18 protein-coding genes are annotated in these 20,231 nt (G+C 73.7%); 8 read left to right on the forward strand and 10 right to left on the reverse strand.

All coding sequences use genetic code 11. The features are described from left to right. Positions 1 to 39 precede the first annotated feature (39 nt). Positions 40 to 924, reverse strand: coding sequence for a LysR family transcriptional regulator (locus B446_RS32035; RefSeq protein ID WP_020943600.1), 885 nt, complete (start codon positions 922 to 924; stop codon positions 40 to 42). A 120-nt stretch (positions 925 to 1,044) separates the two neighbouring features. Here B446_RS32035 and B446_RS32040 point away from each other — a divergent pair, with 120 nt between their 5' ends. From B446_RS32040 to B446_RS32060, 5 genes are all read left to right on the forward strand, one after another. Beyond that, positions 1,045 to 1,716 (forward strand): cytochrome b subunit, encoded by a 672-nt coding sequence (locus B446_RS32040; RefSeq protein WP_020943601.1) that lies wholly within the window; start codon positions 1,045 to 1,047, stop codon positions 1,714 to 1,716. Between the two features lies 1 nt (position 1,717). Further along, positions 1,718 to 3,667 carry a fumarate reductase/succinate dehydrogenase flavoprotein subunit gene (locus tag B446_RS32045; protein ID WP_020943602.1) on the forward strand — a complete coding sequence of 650 codons (1,950 nt, stop codon included), beginning with the start codon at positions 1,718 to 1,720 and terminating at the stop codon, positions 3,665 to 3,667. Next, complete coding sequence (locus tag B446_RS32050) at positions 3,664 to 4,413, forward strand: succinate dehydrogenase/fumarate reductase iron-sulfur subunit (protein WP_020943603.1); 750 nt, start codon at positions 3,664 to 3,666, stop codon at positions 4,411 to 4,413. The genes B446_RS32045 and B446_RS32050 overlap by 4 nt, the downstream gene beginning before the upstream one ends. A 231-nt stretch (positions 4,414 to 4,644) precedes the next feature. After that, complete coding sequence (locus tag B446_RS32055; protein ID WP_020943604.1) at positions 4,645 to 5,427, forward strand: GNAT family N-acetyltransferase; 783 nt, start codon at positions 4,645 to 4,647, stop codon at positions 5,425 to 5,427. Then, entirely contained in the window at positions 5,424 to 6,269 is an 846-nt protein-coding gene (locus tag B446_RS32060; RefSeq protein WP_020943605.1) for a lysophospholipid acyltransferase family protein, read from the forward strand. Before B446_RS32055 ends, B446_RS32060 begins: the two co-directional genes overlap by 4 nt. On the opposite strand, the gene B446_RS32065 is transcribed toward B446_RS32060, so the two are convergent. Both B446_RS32065 and B446_RS32070 read right to left on the reverse strand, forming a co-directional pair. Continuing rightward, positions 6,245 to 8,575, reverse strand: a complete 2,331-nt coding sequence (locus B446_RS32065; protein ID WP_020943606.1) for an excinuclease ABC subunit UvrA — start codon at positions 8,573 to 8,575, stop codon at positions 6,245 to 6,247. The two genes, B446_RS32060 and B446_RS32065, sit on opposite strands and share 25 nt — an antisense overlap. A gap of 90 nt (positions 8,576 to 8,665) precedes the next feature. Next, complete coding sequence (locus tag B446_RS32070) at positions 8,666 to 8,863, reverse strand: antitoxin (protein ID WP_020943607.1); 198 nt, start codon at positions 8,861 to 8,863, stop codon at positions 8,666 to 8,668. A gap of 155 nt (positions 8,864 to 9,018) precedes the next feature. Here B446_RS32070 and B446_RS32075 point away from each other — a divergent pair, with 155 nt between their 5' ends. After that, entirely contained in the window at positions 9,019 to 11,499 is a 2,481-nt protein-coding gene (locus B446_RS32075; protein ID WP_020943608.1) for an ATP-dependent Clp protease ATP-binding subunit, read from the forward strand. A 7-nt stretch (positions 11,500 to 11,506) separates the two neighbouring features. Here B446_RS32075 and B446_RS32080 read toward each other — a convergent pair whose 3' ends face one another. Both B446_RS32080 and B446_RS32085 read right to left on the reverse strand, forming a co-directional pair. Beyond that, a complete protein-coding gene (locus B446_RS32080; RefSeq protein WP_043476864.1) occupies positions 11,507 to 12,511 on the reverse strand; it encodes an LLM class flavin-dependent oxidoreductase in 1,005 nt (334 codons plus the stop codon). A gap of 379 nt (positions 12,512 to 12,890) precedes the next feature. After that, complete coding sequence (locus tag B446_RS32085) at positions 12,891 to 13,298, reverse strand: hypothetical protein (RefSeq protein WP_020943610.1); 408 nt, start codon at positions 13,296 to 13,298, stop codon at positions 12,891 to 12,893. A gap of 59 nt (positions 13,299 to 13,357) precedes the next feature. Here B446_RS32085 and B446_RS32090 point away from each other — a divergent pair, with 59 nt between their 5' ends. Then, a complete protein-coding gene (locus B446_RS32090; RefSeq protein WP_020943611.1) occupies positions 13,358 to 13,849 on the forward strand; it encodes a hypothetical protein in 492 nt (163 codons plus the stop codon). 34 nt (positions 13,850 to 13,883) lie between these two features. Here B446_RS32090 and B446_RS32095 read toward each other — a convergent pair whose 3' ends face one another. Continuing rightward, positions 13,884 to 14,102, reverse strand: a complete 219-nt coding sequence (locus B446_RS32095) for a dodecin (RefSeq protein ID WP_020943612.1) — start codon at positions 14,100 to 14,102, stop codon at positions 13,884 to 13,886. A gap of 256 nt (positions 14,103 to 14,358) precedes the next feature. On the opposite strand from B446_RS32095, the gene B446_RS32100 reads away from it, so the two are divergent. Next, the gene (locus B446_RS32100; RefSeq protein ID WP_020943613.1) at positions 14,359 to 15,615 is read left to right on the forward strand and encodes an extracellular solute-binding protein; all 1,257 of its coding nucleotides are present in this window, start codon (positions 14,359 to 14,361) and stop codon (positions 15,613 to 15,615) included. A gap of 51 nt (positions 15,616 to 15,666) precedes the next feature. On the opposite strand, the gene egtD is transcribed toward B446_RS32100, so the two are convergent. The 4 genes from egtD to egtA are packed head-to-tail and all read right to left on the reverse strand — an operon-like array spanning position 15,667 to position 20,121. Next, positions 15,667 to 16,629 carry an L-histidine N(alpha)-methyltransferase gene (gene egtD / locus B446_RS32105; RefSeq protein WP_020943614.1) on the reverse strand — a complete coding sequence of 321 codons (963 nt, stop codon included), beginning with the start codon at positions 16,627 to 16,629 and terminating at the stop codon, positions 15,667 to 15,669. Further along, the gene (egtC, locus tag B446_RS32110; protein ID WP_020943615.1) at positions 16,626 to 17,441 is read right to left on the reverse strand and encodes an ergothioneine biosynthesis protein EgtC; all 816 of its coding nucleotides are present in this window, start codon (positions 17,439 to 17,441) and stop codon (positions 16,626 to 16,628) included. The genes egtD and egtC overlap by 4 nt, the downstream gene beginning before the upstream one ends. Beyond that, complete coding sequence (gene egtB, locus B446_RS32115; RefSeq protein ID WP_020943616.1) at positions 17,441 to 18,775, reverse strand: ergothioneine biosynthesis protein EgtB; 1,335 nt, start codon at positions 18,773 to 18,775, stop codon at positions 17,441 to 17,443. The genes egtC and egtB overlap by 1 nt, the downstream gene beginning before the upstream one ends. Further along, positions 18,772 to 20,121, reverse strand: a complete 1,350-nt coding sequence (egtA, locus tag B446_RS32120; RefSeq protein ID WP_020943617.1) for an ergothioneine biosynthesis glutamate--cysteine ligase EgtA — start codon at positions 20,119 to 20,121, stop codon at positions 18,772 to 18,774. The genes egtB and egtA overlap by 4 nt, the downstream gene beginning before the upstream one ends. Between the last annotated feature and the right edge of the window lie 110 nt (positions 20,122 to 20,231).

Here is a 20,231-nt window from a genome sequence, read left to right on the forward strand (position 1 = left end):
AAGCGACCGAGGCAGACGCACCCGGCCCCGGAAGGAAGCTCACCGCTCGAGCAACATCCGCTGCAACTCCCGAGCAGCCCGAGGCGGAGCCACGTCGCTGCGGTGGGCCAGCGCGATGGTCCGGTGCAGCCCAGGCCGGGCCAGCGGGGTGACCCGCAGACCGTGGCCGGCGCGCGTGGCGACCATGCGGGGCACCACGGCCACGCCCAGCCCCGCCCGCACGAAGCCCAGCACCGCGTCCATCTCACCGCCCTCCACCGCGAAGTCCGGCTCGAACCCGGCGGAGCGGCACGCGGCCACCGTCAGTTCCCGCAGGTCGTAGCCGTGCCGGAACATCACGAGGCGTTCGCCCGCCAGATCGCCGACGCCGACCTCCCGGCCGTCCCGGCCCGGTGCTGGGGACTCCGGCGAGGACACCACCACGAGGTCCTCCCGCAGCAGCTCCACCGTGGTCAGCGCGGGTGCCGGGGACGGCAGCGGCAGGACCACCAGGGCCAGGTCGAGGGCGCCCCGGGCCAGCCCCCGCACCAGGTCGTGCGAGCCGCCCTCCTCGACGAGCAGCCGGATGCCGGGGTAGCGGTCGTGGAAGGAGCGCAGGACGTCCGGCAGCAGACCGGTGCACAGGCTCGGCGTCGCGCCCAGCCGGACCCGGCCCCGCCGCAACTGCACCAGTTCCTGCACCTCGTGCCGGGCGGTGTCGGTGTCCGCCAGGATCCGCCGGGCCAGCGGCAGCAGCGCCTCGCCCGCGTCGGTGAGCGTGATGTTGCCCCGGGCGCGCAGGAAGAGGTCCGCGCCCAGCTCCCGCTCCAGCGCCTTGATCTGCTGCGACAGTGACGGCTGGGCCACGTGCACCAGCTCGGCGGCGCGGGTGAAGTGCCGGGTCTCGGCCACGGCCACGAAGTACTGGAGCTGCTGGAACTGCATACCCCGAGGATAGCCGCTACCTATGGAAACGAGGCGGACCATGTCTTGGACCGATCGGGACCTTCGGCCCTAGCGTTCTGACCCATGGCTCTGGCAACGCGGACGGACCGACGACCGTCCATGGCGCGCACGATCTGGGACAGCACGGTAGGCAAGAAGACGGTGATGGCCGTCAGCGGCCTGATCATGCTGCTCTACCTGGTCGCGCACATGATCGGAAACCTGAAGATCTACTTCGGCGCGGGCGAGTTCAACCACTACGCCCACTGGCTGCGCACCGTCGGCGAACCGTTCATGCACTACGAGTGGACGCTCTGGCTCATCCGGATCGTCCTCGTCGCCGCGGTGATCGCGCACGCCGTCTCCGCCTACCAGCTCAGCCGCCGCGACATCAAGGCCCGGCCGAGCAAGTACGTGCACCGCAGGCCGCGGGCGAGCTACGCCACCCGGACCATGCGCTGGGGCGGCGTCATCCTCGGCCTGTTCATCGTCTGGCACCTCCTGGACCTGACCACCGGCACCGTGCACTCCGGTGGCTTCCAGGAGGGCCACCCCTACCAGAACGTGGTGGACACCTTCTCCACCTGGTACGGCAACGTCGTCTACATCGTGGCGATGCTCGCGCTCGGCCTGCACGTGCGGCACGGCTTCTGGAGCGCCGCCCAGACCCTCGGCGTCGGCAGCCGTGCCCGCGACCGGGCCCTGAAGGCCGTCGCCGACGTCCTCGCGCTGCTGCTCACGGCCGGCTTCATCGCCGTACCCGTGGGCGTCATGACCGGAGTGGTGAGCTGACATGACCGAATACCTGAAGTACGCGACGGGCGAGCCGGTCGCCGACACCAAGGCGCCCGGCGGCCCGGTCCACGAACGGTGGGACAAGCGCCGCTTCGAGGCGAAGCTGGTCAACCCCGCCAACCGGCGGAAGCAGACGATCATCGTGGTCGGCACCGGTCTCGCGGGCGGCTCGGCCGGCGCCACCCTCGCCGAACAGGGCTACCGCGTCGTCCAGTTCTGCTACCAGGACTCCCCGCGCCGCGCCCACTCCATCGCCGCCCAGGGCGGCATCAACGCGGCCAAGAACTACCGCAACGACGGCGACTCGGTGCACCGGCTGTTCTACGACACCGTCAAGGGCGGCGACTTCCGCTCCCGCGAGTCCAACGTCCACCGCCTCGCACAGATCTCCGTCGAGATCATCGACCAGTGCGTGGCCCAGGGCGTGCCGTTCGCCCGCGAGTACGGCGGCCTGCTCGACACCCGCTCCTTCGGCGGCGTCCAGGTCTCCCGCACCTTCTACGCCCGCGGCCAGACGGGCCAGCAGCTGCTGCTCGGCGCCTACCAGGCGCTCAGCAGGCAGATCGCGGCCGGCAACGTGGAGATGCACCCGCGCACCGAGATGCTGGACCTGATCGTCGTCGACGGACGGGCGCGCGGCATCGTGGCCCGGGACCTGATCACCGGCCGGATCGACACCTACTTCGCGGACGCCGTCGTCCTCGCCAGCGGCGGCTACGGCAACGTCTTCTACCTGTCGACCAACGCCATGAACTCCAACGCCACCGCCGTCTGGCGGGCCCACCGGCGCGGCGCGTACTTCGCCAACCCCTGCTTCACCCAGATCCACCCCACCTGCATCCCGCGCACCGGCGACCACCAGTCCAAGCTGACCCTGATGAGCGAGTCGCTGCGCAACGACGGCCGCATCTGGGTGCCGAAGGCCAAGGGCGACGACCGCCCGCCGAACCGCATCCCGGAGGACGAGCGCGACTACTACCTGGAGCGCATCTACCCCTCCTTCGGCAACCTGGTCCCGCGCGACATCGCCTCCCGCGCCGCGAAGAACGTCTGCGACGAGGGCCGCGGCGTGGGCCCCGGCGGCCAGGGCGTCTACCTCGACTTCGCCGACGCCATCCGGCGGATGGGCCGTAAGGCCGTCGAGGCCAAGTACGGCAACCTCTTCGACATGTACCAGCGGATCACCGACGAGGATCCGTACGAGGTGCCCATGCGCATCTACCCGGCCGTGCACTACACCATGGGCGGTCTGTGGGTCGACTACGACCTGCAGACGACGGTCCCGGGCCTGTTCGCGGTCGGCGAGGCGAACTTCTCCGACCACGGCGCCAACCGGCTCGGCGCGTCCGCGCTGATGCAGGGCCTGGCCGACGGCTACTTCGTGCTGCCGGCCACCATCAACGACTACCTGGCCCGCCACCCCCACCAGGAGCCGGTCACCGACGAACACCCCGCCGTCCAGGAGGTGCTGGCCGAGACCGAGGACCGGCTCCACCTGCTCCTCGCCGTCGGCGGCGACCGCACCCCCGACTCCTTCCACCGCGAACTCGGCGAACTCATGTGGGAGTTCTGCGGCATGGCCCGCAGCGACGCCGGGCTGCGCAAGGCGCTGGAGCGCATCCCGCAGATCCGCGAGGAGTTCTGGCGGCGGATCAAGGTGCCCGGCACCGGCGAGGAGTTCAACCAGTCGCTGGAGAAGGCCAACCGGATCGTCGACTACCTGGAGCTCGCCGAGCTGATGTGCCTCGACGCGCTGCACCGCGCCGAGTCCTGCGGCGGCCACTTCCGCGAGGAGTCCCAGACGCCCGACGGCGAGGCCGCCCGCAGGGACGAGGAGTTCGCCTACGCCGCCGCCTGGGAGTTCGCCGGCACCGGTGCGGCCCCCGTCCTGCACAAGGAAGACCTCGTCTTCGAGTACGTCCACCCCACCCAGCGGAGCTACGCATGAAGCTCACCCTGCGCGTCTGGCGGCAGAAGAACGCCGACGCCGAAGGCGCCATGTCCACCTACGAGGTGGACGGCATCTCGTCCGACATGTCCTTCCTGGAGATGCTGGACGTCCTCAACGAGCGGCTCATCCTCGACGGGGAGGACCCCGTCGCCTTCGACCACGACTGCCGCGAGGGGATCTGCGGGGCGTGCTCCCTCGTCATCAACGGCGAGGCGCACGGCCCCGAGCGCACCACGACCTGCCAGCTGCACATGCGGTCCTTCCGGGACGGCGACACCATCGACATCGAGCCGTGGCGGGCCGCCGCCTTCCCGGTGGTCAAGGACCTGGTCGTCGACCGGTCCGCCTTCGACCGGATCATCCAGGCCGGCGGCTACGTCAGCGCCCCCACCGGCTCGGCGCCGGAGGCCCACGCCACGCCGGTGCCCAAGGCGGACGCCGACTTCGCCTTCGAGCACGCCGAGTGCATCGGCTGCGGGGCCTGCGTGGCCGCCTGCCCGAACGGCGCGGCGATGCTGTTCACCTCCGCCAAGGTCAACCACCTGAACGTGCTGCCCCAGGGCGCGCCCGAGCGGGAGACCCGGGTGCTGGACATGGTGGCGCAGATGGACGCGGAAGGGTTCGGTGGCTGCACGCTGACCGGCGAGTGCGCCACCGCCTGCCCCAAGGGGATCCCCCTGATGTCCATCACCGGCATGAACCGCGAGTGGCTGCGCGCCACCCGGAAGTCGGGCAGGCGCTAGCCGCGCGCCCACGGACGTTCGCCGACGGACAGGCGGACGGGCGGGACCGGGAGAGGTGCTCCTCCCGGTCCCGTCTGGCTTTCCGGCGCGCCGCCCGTGCCGTTCAGCAAGCCCACACCCGGTCTCCGGCCATCGGTCACGTGCACGCCAACCGGCATCGGAAGAACAGGACCGGCGGTCCCCACCGGCCGCCGCTCCCGCCGACCCCGGCCCGCGACCATGGAGAGAGCCATGACCGGCGTCACCACGCTCGACCGTCCTCCGCAGCCCGCGGCACCCACCCGCTACACCGTCGCCCTCGCCCGCGACGAGGCCGACGTGCGCGCCGCGCAGCGGCTTCGGCACGACGTCTTCGCCGGCGAGATGGGGGCCCTGCTCACCACCCCCGAACCCGGGCACGACGTCGACGCCTTCGACGCGTACTGCGACCACCTCCTGGTCCGCGACACCGTCACCGGGCAGGTCGTCGGCACCTACCGGCTGCTGCCGCCGGAGCGGGCCGCGGTGGCCGGCCGGCTCTATTCGGAGGGCGAGTTCGACCTGGCCCGGCTCGACGCGATCAGGCCCGCCCTGGTCGAGGTCGGCCGCTCCTGCGTGCACCCGGACCACCGCGACGGCGCCGTCATCGGCCTGATCTGGGCCGGCCTGGCCCGCTACATGGTGGACCGGGGCCACGAGTGGCTGGCCGGCTGCTGCTCCGTCCCGCTCGCCGACGGCGGCACCCTGGCGAGCGCCACCTGGCAGCGGGTCCAGGACAAGCACCTGGCGCCGGAGGAGTACCGGGTACGCCCGCTGCTGCCCTGGGTCCCGGACCCGGGCGCGGCCGCCGCCCGCACCGAACTGCCCGCCCTGCTCCGCGGCTACCTGCGCCTCGGTGCCTGGGTGTGCGGGGAGCCGGCCCACGACCCGGACTTCGGGGTCGCGGACCTGTACGTGCTGCTGTCCATGCGCCGGGTCAACCCGCGCTACCTGCGGCACTTCCTCTCCCTCGTACCGGACGTACCGGGCCGGTGAGCGCCTGGCTGCCCAGCGCGCCCTGCACCCCGGGCGCCTGCGTGGAGCCGGCCGCGCCCGTGGTGGCCGTACCCCGCGCGGTGCTGCGGCTCACCGCGGTCACGGCCCTGGTGCTGGCCGGGATCGCGCTGTCCCCGTTCGGCGGGAGGATCCCCGCCGAGTGGGTCAGACGGTGGTGCCGGTCCGTCGTGCGCGCCATCGGGGTACGGGTCCGCTTCACCGGCGGCCCGGCGCCCGCGGGCGGGCTGCTGCTGGTCGCCAACCACGTCTCCTGGCTGGACATCCCCCTGCTCGCCGCCGTGCGCCCCGCCCGGATGCTCGCCAAGACCGAGATCCGGCGGTGGCCGGTGGCCGGGGCGCTGGCCGCGCGCGGCGGGGCCCTGTTCATCGAGCGCGACCGGCTGCGCTCGCTGCCGGGCACGGTCGCCCGGATCACGCACGCCCTGGACCGGGGCGCGGCGGTGGCCGCCTTCCCCGAGGGCAGCACCTGGTGCGGGCGCGCGCACGGTCCCTTCCACCGGGCCGTCTTCCAGGCCGCGCTGGACGCGGGCGTGCCCGTGCAGCCGGTCGGGCTGCGCTACCGGCAGGACGGGCAGCCGGCCGGCACCGCGGCCGCGTTCGTCGGCGAGGACACCCTGCTCGCCTCGCTGTGGCGGGTCGCCCGGGCGCGCGGCCTGGTGGCCGAGGTGGAGACCCGGCCGGTGATACCGCCCGGAGCCCAGCCCGACCGCCGGGCCCTGGCCCGCGCCGCCCAGCCGGTCACGCCCGCCCCGGCCTGGACCCACGCGGTCCTGCTGGCCCCGCGGGCGCCCGGGGTTCAGGGCATGACCCGGGCCAGATAGGGCGCGGTGGCGCTGCCCTCCGCGCACGCCACCCGCCGCGGCGGCCCGGCCGCCACGACGCGCCCGCCCCGGTCGCCGCCGCCCGGCCCCAGGTCGATCACCCAGTCGGCCTCCGCGACCACCGTCATGTCGTGTTCCACCACGACGACGGTGTGCCCGGCGTCGACCAGGCCGTGCAGCCGGTCCATCAGCACCTCGACGTCGGCCGGGTGCAGCCCGGTCGTCGGCTCGTCCAGGAGGTAGAGGGTGTGGCCGCGGCGGCCGCGCTGCAGTTCCCCGGCCAGCTTGATCCGCTGCGCCTCGCCGCCGGACAGCTCGGTCGCGGGCTGGCCGAGGCGCAGATAGCCCAGGCCGACGTCCAGCAGCGTGCCCAGGCTGCGCAGCGCGGCCGGGATGTCGGCGAAGAACCCCGCCGCCTCCTCGACGGTGAGACCGAGGACCTCGGCGATGTTCCGGCCCCGGTACGCCACCTGGAGCGTCTCGGGGTTGTAGCGTGCGCCGCCGCAGTCCGGGCAGGGGGCGTAGGTGCTCGGCAGGAACAGCAGCTCCACGCTGACGAACCCCTCGCCCTGGCAGGTCTCGCAGCGCCCGCCCGCGACGTTGAAGGAGAACCGGCCGACGCCGTAACCCCGGTCCCGGGCCTCGCCGGTGGCGGCGAACACCTTCCGCACGACGTCGAACAGGCCCGTGTAGGTGGCCAGGTTGGAGCGCGGGGTGCGGCCGATCGGCTTCTGGTCCACCCGGACCAGCCGGCCGACGCCGGGCAGGTCCCCGGTCAACTCGCCGATCAACGTGGACTTCCCGGACCCGGAGACGCCGGTGACGGCCGTGAACGCGCCGAGCGGGAAGCCGGCCGTCACCGCGTGCAGGTTGTGCCGGGTCACCGGGCCGACCTCCAGCCAGCCGCGCGGCTCGCGGACCTCGCGGGCCGGGCCCGGGGCCTCGTCGAAGAGGTAGCGGGCCGTGGCCGACTCCTCGACCGAGGCCAGCTCCGCGACCGGGCCGCTGTACAGCACCCGCCCGCCGTGCTCGCCCGCGCCGGGACCGACGTCCACCAGCCAGTCGGCGCCGCGCACCACCTCCAGGTGGTGCTCCACCACGAACACCGAGTTCCCGGCCGCCTTGAGCCGGTCCAGCACGGTGAGCAGGGCCTCGGTGTCCGCCGGGTGCAGCCCCGCCGACGGCTCGTCCAGCACGTACACGACGCCGAACAGCCCGGAGCGCAACTGCGTGGCCAGCCGCAGCCGTTGCAGCTCGCCCGCCGACAGGGTGGGGGCGGCCCGGTCCAGGCTGAGGTAGCCGAGGCCCAGTTCGACGACGGGCCCGATCCGCGCCTTCAGGTCCCCGGTGAGCACCCGGGCGGTCTCGGTGCGGCCGTCGAGCAGAGCGGCCAGGTCGGTCAGCGGCAGCGCGGCCAGTTCCGCGATGTTCCGGCCGCCGAAGGTGACCGCCAGCGCCTCGGGCCGCAGCCTGCTGCCCCCGCACACCCGGCAGGGCGTACTGGTCAGGAAGCGCTCCGCCTTGGCCCGCAGGGTGGGCGACTTGGTGTCGGAGAACGTCTTCAGCACGTAGCGGCGGGCGCTGGTGTACGTGCCCTGGTACGGCCGCTGGATGCGCTCCGCGTCCCGGACCGGGTGCACGGTGACGACCGGCTGCTCGTCCGTGAACAGGATCCACTCCCGGTCCGCGGCGGGCAGTTCGCGCCAGGGCCGGTCCACGTCGTGGCCGAGCGTGTCGAGGATGTCACGCAGGTTCTTGCCCTGCCAGGCGCCCGGCCACGCGGCGACGGCCCCCTCGCGGATCGACAGCGAGGGGTCGGGGACCAGCAGCTCCTCGGTGGTGCCGTGCACCCGGCCGAGGCCGTGGCACTCCGGACAGGCGCCCGCCGCCGTGTTCGGCGAGAAGGCGTCCGAGTCCAGCCGTGCGGCGCCCGGCGGGTACTTTCCGGCCCGGGAGAACAGCATGCGCAGGGAGTTGGAGAGGTTGGTGACCGTGCCCACGGAGGAGCGCGAGGTGGGCGCGGAGCGGCGCTGCTGCAGCGAGACGGCGGGCGGCAGCCCGGTGATCTCGCCGACCTTCGGTGCCCCCACCTGGTGGATCAGCCGGCGCGCGTACGGCGCGACCGACTCGAAGTAGCGCCGCTGCGCCTCGGCGTAGACGGTGCCGAAGGCCAGGGACGACTTGCCCGAGCCGGACACGCCGGTGAACACGGCCAGCACGTCCCGCGGGACGTCCACGTCGACGCCCTTGAGGTTGTGCTCGCGGGCGCCGCGCACGCGTACGTACGGGTCATGGGGGCTGTGCATCGGGGGGAACTCCGTACGGGCCTGCCGGGGCGGGGACAAACCCCGCGAGTCTAGCCGGGCGCCGCACGGCGGCGGGACCGCCCCCGCCGGTTACGGCCGCGGAGGGTTGTCCGGGCCCTGCGGCCTGGTGCCGAACTCGTCCCGCAGCTTGTCCTGGCCGGTGTCGACCTGGGACCTGTACTTGTCCCCGGTCCGCTGGTCGACGTAGTCACCGCCCTTGTCGATGCCCTTGTCGGCCATGTCCTCGTGGCCCTTGAGCATGCCCTTGATCTTGTCCATGAAGGACATCGCAGCCCTCCTCGTCGCTTGAGGCTCGCACTCCCAGCCTCCCCGCTGCGGTCCGGACCCGCATCTCGGGGCCGGGCGGTCCGGCCCTCATGCGTGCGCGAGGTGTCTGTGTCAGTTTGGTGGCGTATGTCCGTCGCCCCAGAAAGGCCCGCCCCATGAGCACACCCGGCTTCGGATTCGGCCGCAGCCCCTTCGAGGAGTTCGACGAGCTGATGTCCCGGTTCTTCGGGCCGGGCGGGCAGACGGCGCCGGCCGCCCGCAGGCCCCAGCGCGTCGACATCGGCAGTCTGCTCTCCGAGCGGGCCATGGAGCTGGTGGCGGAGGCCAGGGACATCGCGGGCGCCGAGGGCAGCGAGGAGCTGGACGCCCGCCACCTGCTGGCCGCGGCGACCCGCAACGAGTCCACGCGGCGCCTGCTCACCGAGTCCGGCACCGACCCGGACCGGCTCCGCGAGCAGCTCGGCACCACGGGGAACGGCGGCGAGCGGACCGAACCCACGACGCTCACCCCGTCGGCCAAGCGCGCCCTCCTCGACGCCTACCGTGTCTCCCGGGCCGAGGACGCCTCCTACATCGGCCCCGGCCATCTGCTGCGGGCCCTCGCCGCCAACCCGGAGTCGGCCGCCGGGCAGGCGCTCGGCGACGGCGGCTGGGAGCCCACCCGGCTGCCCACCGAGGGCCAGGCCGAGCGGAAGAAGCCCAGCAGCACCCCGACCGTCGACGAGTACGGCCGCGATCTCACCCAGGACGCCCGCGACGGCCGCCTCGACCCGGTGATCGGGCGCGACGACGAGGTCGAGCAGACCATCGAGGTGCTCTCCCGGCGCAGCAAGAACAACCCCGTCCTGATCGGCGACCCCGGAGTCGGCAAGACCGCCGTGGTCGAGGGCATCGCCCAGCGCATCGTCGCCGGCGACGTGCCCAGGACGCTCGCCGGCAAGCGGCTCGTCTCCCTGGACCTGGCCGGCATGGTGGCCGGCACCAAGTACCGGGGCGAGTTCGAGGAACGGCTGAAGAAGCTGCTGGACGAGGTCGGTGAGCACGGCGACGAACTCATCCTGTTCCTCGACGAGTTGCACACCGTGGTCGGGGCGGGAGGCGGCGGTGAGGGTGCGATGGACGCGGGCAACATGCTCAAGCCCGCCCTCGCCCGCGGGGAGCTGCACCTGATCGGCGCGACGACGGTGGACGAGTACCGCAGGCACATCGAGAAGGACGCCGCCCTGGAGCGCCGCTTCGCACCCATCCTGGTCGGCGAGCCCGGCGTGGACGACACCATCGAGATCCTGCGCGGCCTGCGCGACCGCTACGAGGCCCACCACCAGGTCCGCATCACCGACGAGGCGGTGGTGGCCGCGGCCGAGCTGTCCGACCGGTACATCACCTCCCGCTTCCTGCCCGACAAGGCGATCGACCTGATGGACCAGGCCGCCGCCCGGGTCCGGCTGCGGGCCGGGACCCCGCTGGAGGACACCCGGGAGATCGAGGACCGCGTCGCCGCCCTGAACCGGGAGAAGGACCAGGCCGTCGCCGACGAGGAGTACGAGCGCGCCAAGGAGCTCAGGGACCGGATCAAGGAGGCGGAGGCCGAACTGGCCGCGGCGGGCCGGACCGACGAGCACGCCCCGAAGGTCACCGCCGAGGACATCGCCCAGGTCGTCTCCCGCACCACCGGCATCCCGGTCGCCCAGCTCACCGAGGAGGAGCGGGAACGGCTGATGAAGCTGGAGGAACACCTGCACGGGCGGGTGGTCGGCCAGGACGAGGCGATCACCGCCGTCGCCCGGGCCGTGCGCCGTGCCCGGGCCGGCATGAGCGACCCCAACCGTCCCGTCGGCAGCTTCCTGTTCCTCGGCCCGACCGGCGTCGGCAAGACCGAACTGGCCCGCGCGCTCGCCGCCGCCCTCTTCGGCGACGAGAGCCGCATGATCCGCCTGGACATGAGCGAGTTCCAGGAGCGGCACACCGTCTCCCGGCTGGTCGGCGCCCCGCCCGGATACGTCGGCCACGAGGAGGCCGGCCAGCTCACCGAGGCCGTGCGCAGGCAGCCGTACGCCGTCCTGCTGCTGGACGAGGTGGAGAAGGCCCACCCCGACGTCTTCAACACCCTGCTGCAGCTCCTGGACGACGGCCGCCTCACCGACTCCCAGGGCCGCACCGTCGACTTCAAGAACACCGTCGTCATCATGACGTCGAACATCGGCGCCGACCGCATCCTGGCCGCGGGCACGGAGGACTACGGCAAGATCCGCGAGGCGGTCATGCCGGTCCTCCAGCAGCACTTCCGGCCGGAGTTCCTCAACCGCATCGACGAGATCATCGTCTTCCGCGGCCTGGACCGCACCGAACTGCGCCAGGTCGTGGACCTGATGCTGGAGCACACCCGGCGCCGCCTGCACGCCCAGGACGTCTCCCTGGAGGTCACCGACGCGGCCGCCGACCTGCTCGCGAACCTCGGCCACCAGCCCGACTTCGGCGCACGCCCGCTGCGCCGCACCATCCAGCGCGAGGTGGACGACCGCCTCGCCGACCTGCTCCTCTCCGGCCGGCTCGGCGCGGGCGACCGGGCGGTGGTGGACGCGCCGGACGGCTCGGTGGAGATCCGGACGGACAAGCCGGCCGCCGTGGAGGGCTGAGTCCCGTTCAGCGAGCGGGAGCGAAGAGCGCGGCGAGGCGCCGGTAGGAGTCCAGCAGCGCCGCGCGGTCGTAGCCGCTGGTGGTGACCAGCACCTCGTCGGCGCCGGTCTCCTTCAGCACCGACTCCAGCGCGTCGGTGACCTGGTCGCCGGTGCCCGCGATGTGCCCGCCGAGCCCGGACTCGTACAAGCCGCGTTCCTTCGCGGTCATCGCGCGCTCCAGAACCGCCTCGGCGGGCGCCAGCGGCGGGAAGGTGCCGTGGGTCCGCGCGTACGCCATGGCCCAGGCCTCCGGGACCAGCAGCCGCCGGGCCTCCTCGGCGGTCCCGGCGACGGCCACCGTGCCGGAGACGATCACGTACGGCTCCGGCGCCCACGGCGAGGGCCGGAACAGGGAGCGGTACTCCTCGACGCCGCGCAGCATCCGCTCGCGGCTCCGCAGGTCCCCGATGACCATCGGCAGACCGGCGCGGGCGGCGATGCGCGCGCCCTCACCCATCGCCAGCACGAACGGCGGCACGCGCAGGCCCTCCGCCGGCCGGGCGTGCACCCCGGTCGGCGAGGTCCCGGCGAACCAGCCGAGCAGCTCGTCGAGTTGCGCGGCGAAGTCCTCGGCGTCCTCCCTGCCCCGCCCCAGCGCCCTGCGCACCCCGCCGGTGAAGCCCACGGAACGGCCGAGCCCCATGTCGATCCGGCCCGGGAAGAGCGATTCGAGCACCCCGAACTGCTCGGCCACGACCAGGGGCTGGTGGTTGGGCAGCATGACCCCGCCGGTGCCCACCCGGAGGGTGCCGGTCGCGGCCGCCACGGCGGCGGCGAGCACGGTGGGCGCCGATCCGGCGACCCCGGGCACCCCGTGGTGCTCGGAGACCCAGAACCGGTGGTAGCCGAGCGCCTCCGCCTCCCGCGCCAGCGCGACGGTGTCCCGCAGCGCCTGGGCGGCCGGGTGGCCCTCCCGGGTACGGGAGCGGTCGAGGACGGAGAACCTGGTCCGGGCGATCACTGCACTCACGCAGGGTTCAACACCACGGCGGCCGGGGGATTCCCACCGTCACCCACGGCACCGGGCCCGTCACGGCGCGCCGGGACGGCACCCGGACCCGCGGCGGCCGATGGGCGATCCGTGCGGGGGTCCTGGCCGAACGGCGGCCGGTCAGCGGCTCGTGCGGGTATCCCGGCCGGCGGCGGCCGGTGAGCGATCCGCGCGGGTATCCCGGTCGGGGGCGGCCGGTGAGCGGCTCGTGCGGGCGTCCTGGCAGAACCGCGGCCGGTCAGCGGCTCGTGCGGGCGTCCTGGCAGAACCGCGGCCGGTCAGCGGCTCGTGCGGGCGTCCTGGCAGAACCGCGGCCGGTCAGCGGCCCGTCCGGGCACCCCGGCGGAAACGCCGGCCGTCAGCGGCCCGTGCGGGCCCGGGCGCCCCGCGGCGCCCGGATCATCTGCAGCTCCAGCGCGAGCGGCGGCCCGGCCATGCCGGGACCGCCCGCGCCGGCCCACTCGGCGACCTCGTCGGTGCACGCCTCGTCCAGCGCGAACCCGATCCAGGTGGGCCGCCCGCCCGCCCGGCGGCCCTCGGCCGACGGGCGCACCACCACCACGTTCGCCTGGTCGCACGGGCCGAGGCAGTCGCTCGTCCGCACCTCGAAGCCGCCCTCGGCGGCCGCCGCCCGCAGCCGCTCCAACTGCCCGCGGTGGTCGGCGCCGGGGTGCTTGGCCGGGTCGCCGCAGCAGCAGCCCCGGCAGACGACGACGGCGCAGGGGCGTTCGGAGGCGGCCGTGACGGCCCGGGGAGCGGAAGACATGACAGAAGCATGAGGCCCGCCGGCGGCGGAAGTTGAGGCGGGGTGACTAATCTGAACCCGTGACCGACAGCCGCGGACGTCCGGTCGGGGTGTTCGACCTCGACAACACCCTCGCCGACACCGCCCACCGGCAGCACTTCCTCACCGTCAGGCCGCGCGACTGGAACGGGTTCTTCGCCGCCGCGCCCGCCGACCCGCCGCTCGCCGAGGGCGTGGCGCTCGTCCGGGAGACGGCCCGGGAGTGCGAGATCGTCTACCTCACCGGGCGGCCCGAGCGCTGCCGCCGCGACACGCTGGACTGGCTCGCGGCCCACGGGCTGCCCGAGGGCCGCGTCCACATGCGCCGTGACGCCGACCGCAGGCCCGCGCGGTTCACCAAGCTGGAGATCCTGCGCCGGCTCGCCCGCGACCGCGAGGTCCGGGTGCTCGTCGACGACGACGAACTCGTCTGCGACGACGCCGAGCGGGCCGGCTTCACCGTCGTGCGGGCCCGATGGGCCGCCGAGTCGGCGGCGCTGAGGGACGCGCAGGAGCGTGAGGGCAGGACCTGACGGCCGCGCGAGGGCGGGATCCGGTGACCGCCGGCTACTCCGCGCCGTCCTCGATGCGGAACCCCACCTTCAGGCCCACCTGGTAGTGCTCGACCCGGCCGTCCTCGATCTGGCCGCGCACCTGGGTCACCTCGAACCAGTCCAGGTTGCGCAGCGTCTGTCCCGCCCGCGAGATGCCGTTGCGGATGGCCTGGTCGAGACCCTCGTGCGAGGTGCCGACGATCTCGGTGACCCGGTAGGTGTGGTTCGACATGCGGGTGCTCCTCTCCGCCGCGAGGGAGCGGAACGCGTCCCTCACGTCCGTCGTGACCGGTGTGTCACGCCGTACTCCACCGTGCCGTATCCGCGCCCGGTGCGCGAGATGTCGCACCTGTACCGCCCGTTTCGCTTGACCTGAGCATTGGTCCATACCAAAATCCCGTACACCCGTACGAGCTTCCGCTCGTCCCCCCACGTCGGGCCCTCCCGCCTGTCCGCACGCCCCATGCCAGACAGAACAGGACCCTCTCGTGAGACGTCGTCTGCTCGCCCTCATCTGTGTCACCGGTTCGCTCGCCAGCGGCTGCGGCCTCCTCCCGGGCGGCCACGACCGGCACACCGTCACCGTGTGGCTGATGAAGGACAGCGCCTCCAAGGAGTTCCTGGCGCGCTTCACCGAGGACTTCGAACGCACCCACGACGACCAGCGCCTGGACATCCGCATCCAGGAGTGGACCGGCATCGTCGAGAAGGTCCGGAAGGCGCTCAGGAGCCACGCGAAGGACGCCCCGGACGTCATCGAGGTGGGCAACACCCAGGTCCCGCAGTACGTCGACGACGGCCGGCTCGCCGACCTGACCCTGGAGTCCATGCGCGACTGGGGCAAGGAGCACTGGCTGCCGGGCCTCGCCGAACCCGGCAAGGAGGGCAACAAGCAGTACGGCGTGCCCTGGTACGCGGCCAACCGGGTGGTCATCTACCGCAAGGACCTCTTCGAGCGGGCCGGCATCACCGAGCCGCCGAAGACCCGCGACGCCTGGCTCGGCGACACCGAGAAGCTGAACTCGGGCGGTGACCAGGGGATCTACCTCGCCGGACAGGACTGGTACACGCTCTCCGGCTTCATCTGGGACGAGGGCGGCGAACTCGCCCAGGAGAAGGACTACGAGTGGCGGGGCACCCTGGACACCCCGGCCGCCCTGCGCGGCATGGCCTTCTACCGGCGGCTCCAAGCGCTCGGTGAGGGCCCCGTGGACTCGGACGAGGAACACCCGCCCCAGGCCGGGGTCTTCGCGGGCGGCAAGGTCGCCCAGATCGTCGCCGTGCCCGGGCTCGCCCAGGCCATCGTGCAGCAGAACCCCGGCCTCAAGGGCAAGCTCGGCTTCTTCCCGGTTCCCGGCAGGAGCGCGGCACGGCCCGGCACGGTCTTCACCGGCGGCTCCGACCTCGTCGTCCCGCAGAACACCGACGACCAGTTCGCCGCGACCGCCGTCATCGGGGCGCTCACCGGCGCCAAGTGGGACACCGAACTCGCCCGCACCATGAACTACGTGCCCAACAAGACCACGCTGGCCGAGGCGGTCGACGGGGAGCCGGGGGTCGCCGCCATGGCGGCGGGCGCCGCACACGGCCGGGCGACCCCCAACACCCCCCAGTGGGCGGCCGTCGAGGCCGACAACCCGATCAAGGGGTACATGACCAGGGTGCTCGGCGGGGCGGACCCGGCGACCGAGGCCCGCCGGGCCTCCCGCAAGATCACCGAGGCCCTCGCCACCGACCTGGGCTGACCCGGGCGCGCCGCGCGTCCCGCCCGGCGCGCCCCGCCGGGCCGTCCCCGCTCAGCGCGCCACGCTGAGCGACAGCGCGAAGCGGCCCCCGGCGTCCGTCCACCAATGGGTCAGTTCGAGTCCGGCGGCGGCGAGTTCGGCGCTCACCCCCTCCCGGCGGAACTTCGCCGACACCTCGGTCCGCAGGTCCTCGCCCGCCGCGAAGTGCACGGCGAGGTCCAGCGCGGGCACCTTGACGGTCTGCGCGGTGCGCGAGCGCAGCCGCATCTCGATCCACTCCCGCTCCGCGTCCCACAGCGCCACGTGGTCGAAGGCGGCCGGGTCGAAGTCGGCGCCCAGTTCCCGGTTCACGACGGCCAGCACGTTCCGGTTGAAAGCGGCCGTCACCCCGGCCGCGTCGTCGTACGCCCGGACCAGGGTCCCCTCGTCCTTGACCAGGTCCGTGCCGAGCAGCAGCCCGTCGCCCGGTGCGAGCAGCGCGCGCACGGAGGCGAGGAACTTCTCCCGCTCGGCGGGCAGCAGGTTGCCGATCGTGCCCCCGAGGAAGGCCACCAGCCGGGGGCCGGGCGTCGCCGGCAGTTCCAGCGGCGCGGTGAAGTCGGCGATGAGCGCGTGCACGTCGAGGCCGGGCCGCTCCTCGATCAGCGCACGCCCGGCCTGGGTCAGGGCGCTCTCGCTGACGTCCACGGGCACGTAGGACCGCAGCGAGGTGAGCGCGTCGATCAGGAAGCGGGTCTTCTCCGACGAGCCGGAACCCAGTTCCACCAGGGTGCGCGCCCCGCTCGCGGCGGCGATCTCGCCGGACCGGTCGGCGAGGATCTCCCGCTCGGCCCGTGTCGGGTAGTACTCGGGCAGTTCGGTGATCCGCTCGAACAGCTCGCTGCCCACGGCGTCGTAGAACCACTTCGGCGGCAGCGTCTTGGGGTGGTCGGTGAGGCCGCTCAGGACGTCGGCGCGCAGCGCGGCGTCCGTGGCGTCCTCGGGGAGGGTGCGGGTGACGTGCAGGGGACTCACGTACGGGGCTCCTTCGGGGATGGGGGACCCCCCGCTCGGACGGAGCTGGGAGTGGGGGCCAGGGCCGGGTCCTCGAGCGGGGCGAGCAGGACGCCTGCCCGGTTCGCGGTGAGCACGGTGCGGTCGGGGACCTCCTGCCAGAGCGGGTCGTCGTCGTACGGCTCGGAGGCGACGACCGTGCCCGAGCCGGGCTCGGCGCGGTACCAGAGGCTGTCGCCCCAGGCGGTGGCCGCGATGGTGACGCCGTCGGTGAGCAGCAGGTTCAGCCGGGAGGCGGGCGCCGCCCCGGCGAGCGAGCGCACCACCGTGCCCAGGGCCCGCGCGGGCTCGTCGCCGGAGCGCAGCCGGTGCAGCACCAGCGCCCAGACGAACGCGGAGTCGGTGCGCGCCTGCAAGGACAGCAGGTCGACCGGGGGCAGGGCCGCGACCAGCGGTGCCGCGGCGTCCGGCCAGCCGGCGACGGCGCCGTTGTGGCTGAACAGCCACTCCCCGGCGGCGAAGGGCGCCGCCGCGGCCTCGGCGTCCGCGCCCGCGAGGGTCGCGTCGCGCACGGCGGCGAGCACCGCGCCGGACCGCACCACCCGGGCCAGGTCGGCGAAGGACAGGTCGGCCCAGACCGGCCCGGCCCGCCGGTAGCGGGCCGGCACCGGGTCGTCCGGGACGTACCAGCCCACCCCGAAACCGTCGGCGTTGACCGTCCCGTGCCGCTGCCGCCGGGGCGCCCACGACTGCCGGTACAGGCTGTGCGGCGGTTCCACCAGGAGCCGGCCGAGCGACTCCTCCGGCCCCACGTAGGCGAGGTGGCGGCACATCAGAGGGCCTCCGAGCGGGCGGTGCGGAACCCGGAGAAGATCTGCCGCCGGATCGGGTGGTCCCAGTTGCGGAACGTACCCCGGCACGCCACCGGGTCCACGGCGAACGAGCCGCCCCGCAGCACCTTGTACGCGGGGCCGAAGAACACCTCCGAGTACTCCTTGTACGGGAACGCCCGGAACCCCGGGTACGGCTGGAAGTCGCTCGACGTCCACTCCCACACGTCCCCGATGAGCTGGCGCACGCCCAGCGGCGAGGCGCCGGCCGGGTAGCTGCCGGCCGGGGCGGGCCTGAGATGCCGCTGGCCCAGGTTGGCGTGCTCGGGCCCCGGGTCGGCGTCGCCCCACGGATAGCGGGTGGAGCGGCCGGAGACGGGGTCGTGGCGGGCGGCCTTCTCCCACTCCGCCTCGGTGGGCAGCCGGCGGCCGGCCCAGCGGGCGTAGGCGTCCGCCTCGTACCAGCACACGTGCAGCACCGGCTCGTCGGCCGGCACCGCCTCGGTGACGCCGAAGCGGCGCCGCAGCCACTGCCCGCCGTCCCGGCGCCAGAACAGCGGGGCGGTCAGCGAGTGCTGCCGGACGTGCGCCCAGCCCTCCGGTGTCCACCAGCGCTCCGTCTCGTACCCGCCGTCGTCGATGAACGCCTGGTACGCCGCGTTCGTCACCGGGGTGGTGTCGATCCAGAACGGCGCCACGTCCACCGGGTGCGCCGGGCGCTCGTTGTCCAGCGCCCACGGTTCGGTGGAGGTGCCCATCGTGAACGGACCGCCGGGGACGAGGACTTCGGCCGGACCCGGGAACAGCGGGACCGGCTCCGGGTCCGGAGCGGTCAGGGCCGGTGGCCCCGTGCGGAGCTGATGGGTGATCAGCATGGTCTCGTCGTGCTGCTGTTCGTGCTGCGCGATCATCCCGAAGGCGAACCCGGCCTCGGTCAGCCGGCTGCCGTGGAAGTCGGCGGCCGTCAGCAGGTCCACCACCCGGCCGCGCACCTCGGCCGCGTAGCCGCGGGCCTCGGCGGGCGGCAGCAGCGGCAGCGAGGGGCGCTCGGCCCGCGGGTGCTCGAAGGCGTCGTACAGGCCGTCGATCTCGGGCCGCATCGCCTCCCGGCCGCCGACCGCCCGCAGCAGCCACTGCTCCTCCTGGTTGCCGATGTGCGCGAGGTCCCAGACCAGCGGCGACATCAGCGGGGAGTGCTGTGCGGTGAGATCGGGGTCCTCCACACAGCTGGTCAGCAAGGTGGTGCGGGCGCGTGCGGTGGTGAGCGAGGCGAGCGCGCGCTCGCGCAGCTCCTCCGCCTCGGGTACCGACGTCCTCTCGGTCTCGGGGGCGGTCATGTGCGGATGTCCTTCCTCCCGTGGGCGGTGCGCCTGCCCCCGGTCGCATGCGGCCGGGGCCGGTGGGGGCTCGTGTCGTGCAGGCGGTCCAGCAGGTCGTCGGCCGGGCAGCGGCCCCGCTCGACGTAGCGGTCCGAGAACGCCGCCACGGCGTCGGTGACCGCGGGGGTGGCGCCGAGCCGGGGCAGCGCCCGCAGCGCCGCCTCGAAACAGGTGACGGCGGCCTCCCGCAGCTCGGGGTCGGCGAGCCCGTGCCGGGCCGCGTCGAGCCACAGCGGATTGTGCGGGGCGGGCAGGCTCAGCGACCGCTCCACCAGGGGTTTCACCGCCTGCTGCGCGACCTCGGTGGCTTCCGGGTCGTCGAACAGCGCCGCCGTGACCGCCAGCGGCACGATCCAGCCGTCGTCGCCGGGCTGCGCGTCGATCATGCGCAGCTCCAGGTGCCCGCGCGGCCGGACCGGCGGGAACAGGGTGGTCAGGTGGTAGTCGAGGTCCGCCCGGGTGGGCGGCCGCGGGGACCGCGAGCGGGTCCACTCGCGGAAGGTCAGCTGCTCCGGCACGTCCCACGGGCCGCTGTCGCGGCGGACGCACATGACCGGGGAGTCCAGCACATGCCGGGCCCAGGCGCTCCGGGGATCGCCGTCCGACGCCGGAGCGCCCGCCCGGCCGGCGCCGATCTCCATCCACAGCAGCTGCCGGGTGGAGGCCCAGCCGGTGGGCTCCAGGCCGACCAGCGGGGAGTTGGCGAACGCGGCCACCAGGACCGCGCCCAGATGGTGGGCCAGCCACCAGCGCCGTTCGTGCCCGAGCGGCCCGGGTTCCTCGAGACCGGCGTCCAGGCAGACCTGGACGGAGGCCGAGGTGCACATCATGTGCCGGCCGGCCGTGCCGGTGCGGTCGAGGCACGCCTCCATGGCGTCGTAGCGCGGTTCGCGCAGGAACCGGCGGGGCGGGTGCCAGGGGTCGTGGCCCGCGCCGAGCAGTCCGAGGCCGTGCTCGGCGAGGACCGCGCGGACGGCGTCGAGGTCGGCCGAGACGGTGTCCACGCACTCCATCAGGGAGGCGGCGGGCGGCGAGCTCAGCTCCAGCTGGCCGCCGGGTTCGACGGTCAGCGGCGACCGCAGGGGCACGGTCCGCAGGGAGGCGTAGGCCGCTTCGAGTCTTTCGGGTGTCACGGGGAGCTGCGGCAGCCGCAGCTCATGGACGAACCACTCCACTTCGACCCCGAGCGTGCGGGGCGGTCCGGTCTTGAAGCAGATGCCCCGGACCAGGGCCTCCACCTCGGCTTCGGTGACGGCGGTGCGGGGGTCCGTACAGTCGCCACCTTCGTGTGTCGAGTCAGACATGTCGGGATCCTCCTGAGATTCCACCATGCCACCCGCCCGGCCCGGGACGGGCCGCGCGGGCACTCGTCCCACCCAAGACCCTCGCGCCGCATCGCACAAGGGTGCCCAAC

The sequence above is a fragment of the Streptomyces collinus Tu 365 genome (genome assembly GCF_000444875.1).
GTDB lineage: Bacteria > Actinomycetota > Actinomycetes > Streptomycetales > Streptomycetaceae > Streptomyces > Streptomyces collinus_A.

Excerpts from the sequence above, each read along its gene's own strand:
- B446_RS32035 (WP_020943600.1), bottom strand. The coding sequence starts at position 924 with ATGCAGTTCCAGCAGCTCCAGTACTTCGTGGCCGTGGCCGAGACCCGG.
- B446_RS32040 (WP_020943601.1), top strand. The coding sequence starts at position 1,045 with ATGGCGCGCACGATCTGGGACAGCACGGTAGGCAAGAAGACGGTGATG.
- B446_RS32045 (WP_020943602.1), top strand. The coding sequence starts at position 1,718 with ATGACCGAATACCTGAAGTACGCGACGGGCGAGCCGGTCGCCGACACC.
- B446_RS32050 (WP_020943603.1), top strand. The coding sequence starts at position 3,664 with ATGAAGCTCACCCTGCGCGTCTGGCGGCAGAAGAACGCCGACGCCGAA.
- B446_RS32055 (WP_020943604.1), top strand. The coding sequence starts at position 4,645 with ATGACCGGCGTCACCACGCTCGACCGTCCTCCGCAGCCCGCGGCACCC.
- B446_RS32065 (WP_020943606.1), bottom strand. The coding sequence starts at position 8,575 with ATGCACAGCCCCCATGACCCGTACGTACGCGTGCGCGGCGCCCGCGAG.
- B446_RS32070 (WP_020943607.1), bottom strand. The coding sequence starts at position 8,863 with ATGTCCTTCATGGACAAGATCAAGGGCATGCTCAAGGGCCACGAGGAC.
- B446_RS32075 (WP_020943608.1), top strand. The coding sequence starts at position 9,019 with ATGAGCACACCCGGCTTCGGATTCGGCCGCAGCCCCTTCGAGGAGTTC.
- B446_RS32085 (WP_020943610.1), bottom strand. The coding sequence starts at position 13,298 with ATGTCTTCCGCTCCCCGGGCCGTCACGGCCGCCTCCGAACGCCCCTGC.
- B446_RS32095 (WP_020943612.1), bottom strand. The coding sequence starts at position 14,102 with ATGTCGAACCACACCTACCGGGTCACCGAGATCGTCGGCACCTCGCAC.
- egtC (WP_020943615.1), bottom strand. The coding sequence starts at position 17,441 with ATGTGCCGCCACCTCGCCTACGTGGGGCCGGAGGAGTCGCTCGGCCGG.
- egtB (WP_020943616.1), bottom strand. The coding sequence starts at position 18,775 with ATGACCGCCCCCGAGACCGAGAGGACGTCGGTACCCGAGGCGGAGGAG.
- egtA (WP_020943617.1), bottom strand. The coding sequence starts at position 20,121 with ATGTCTGACTCGACACACGAAGGTGGCGACTGTACGGACCCCCGCACC.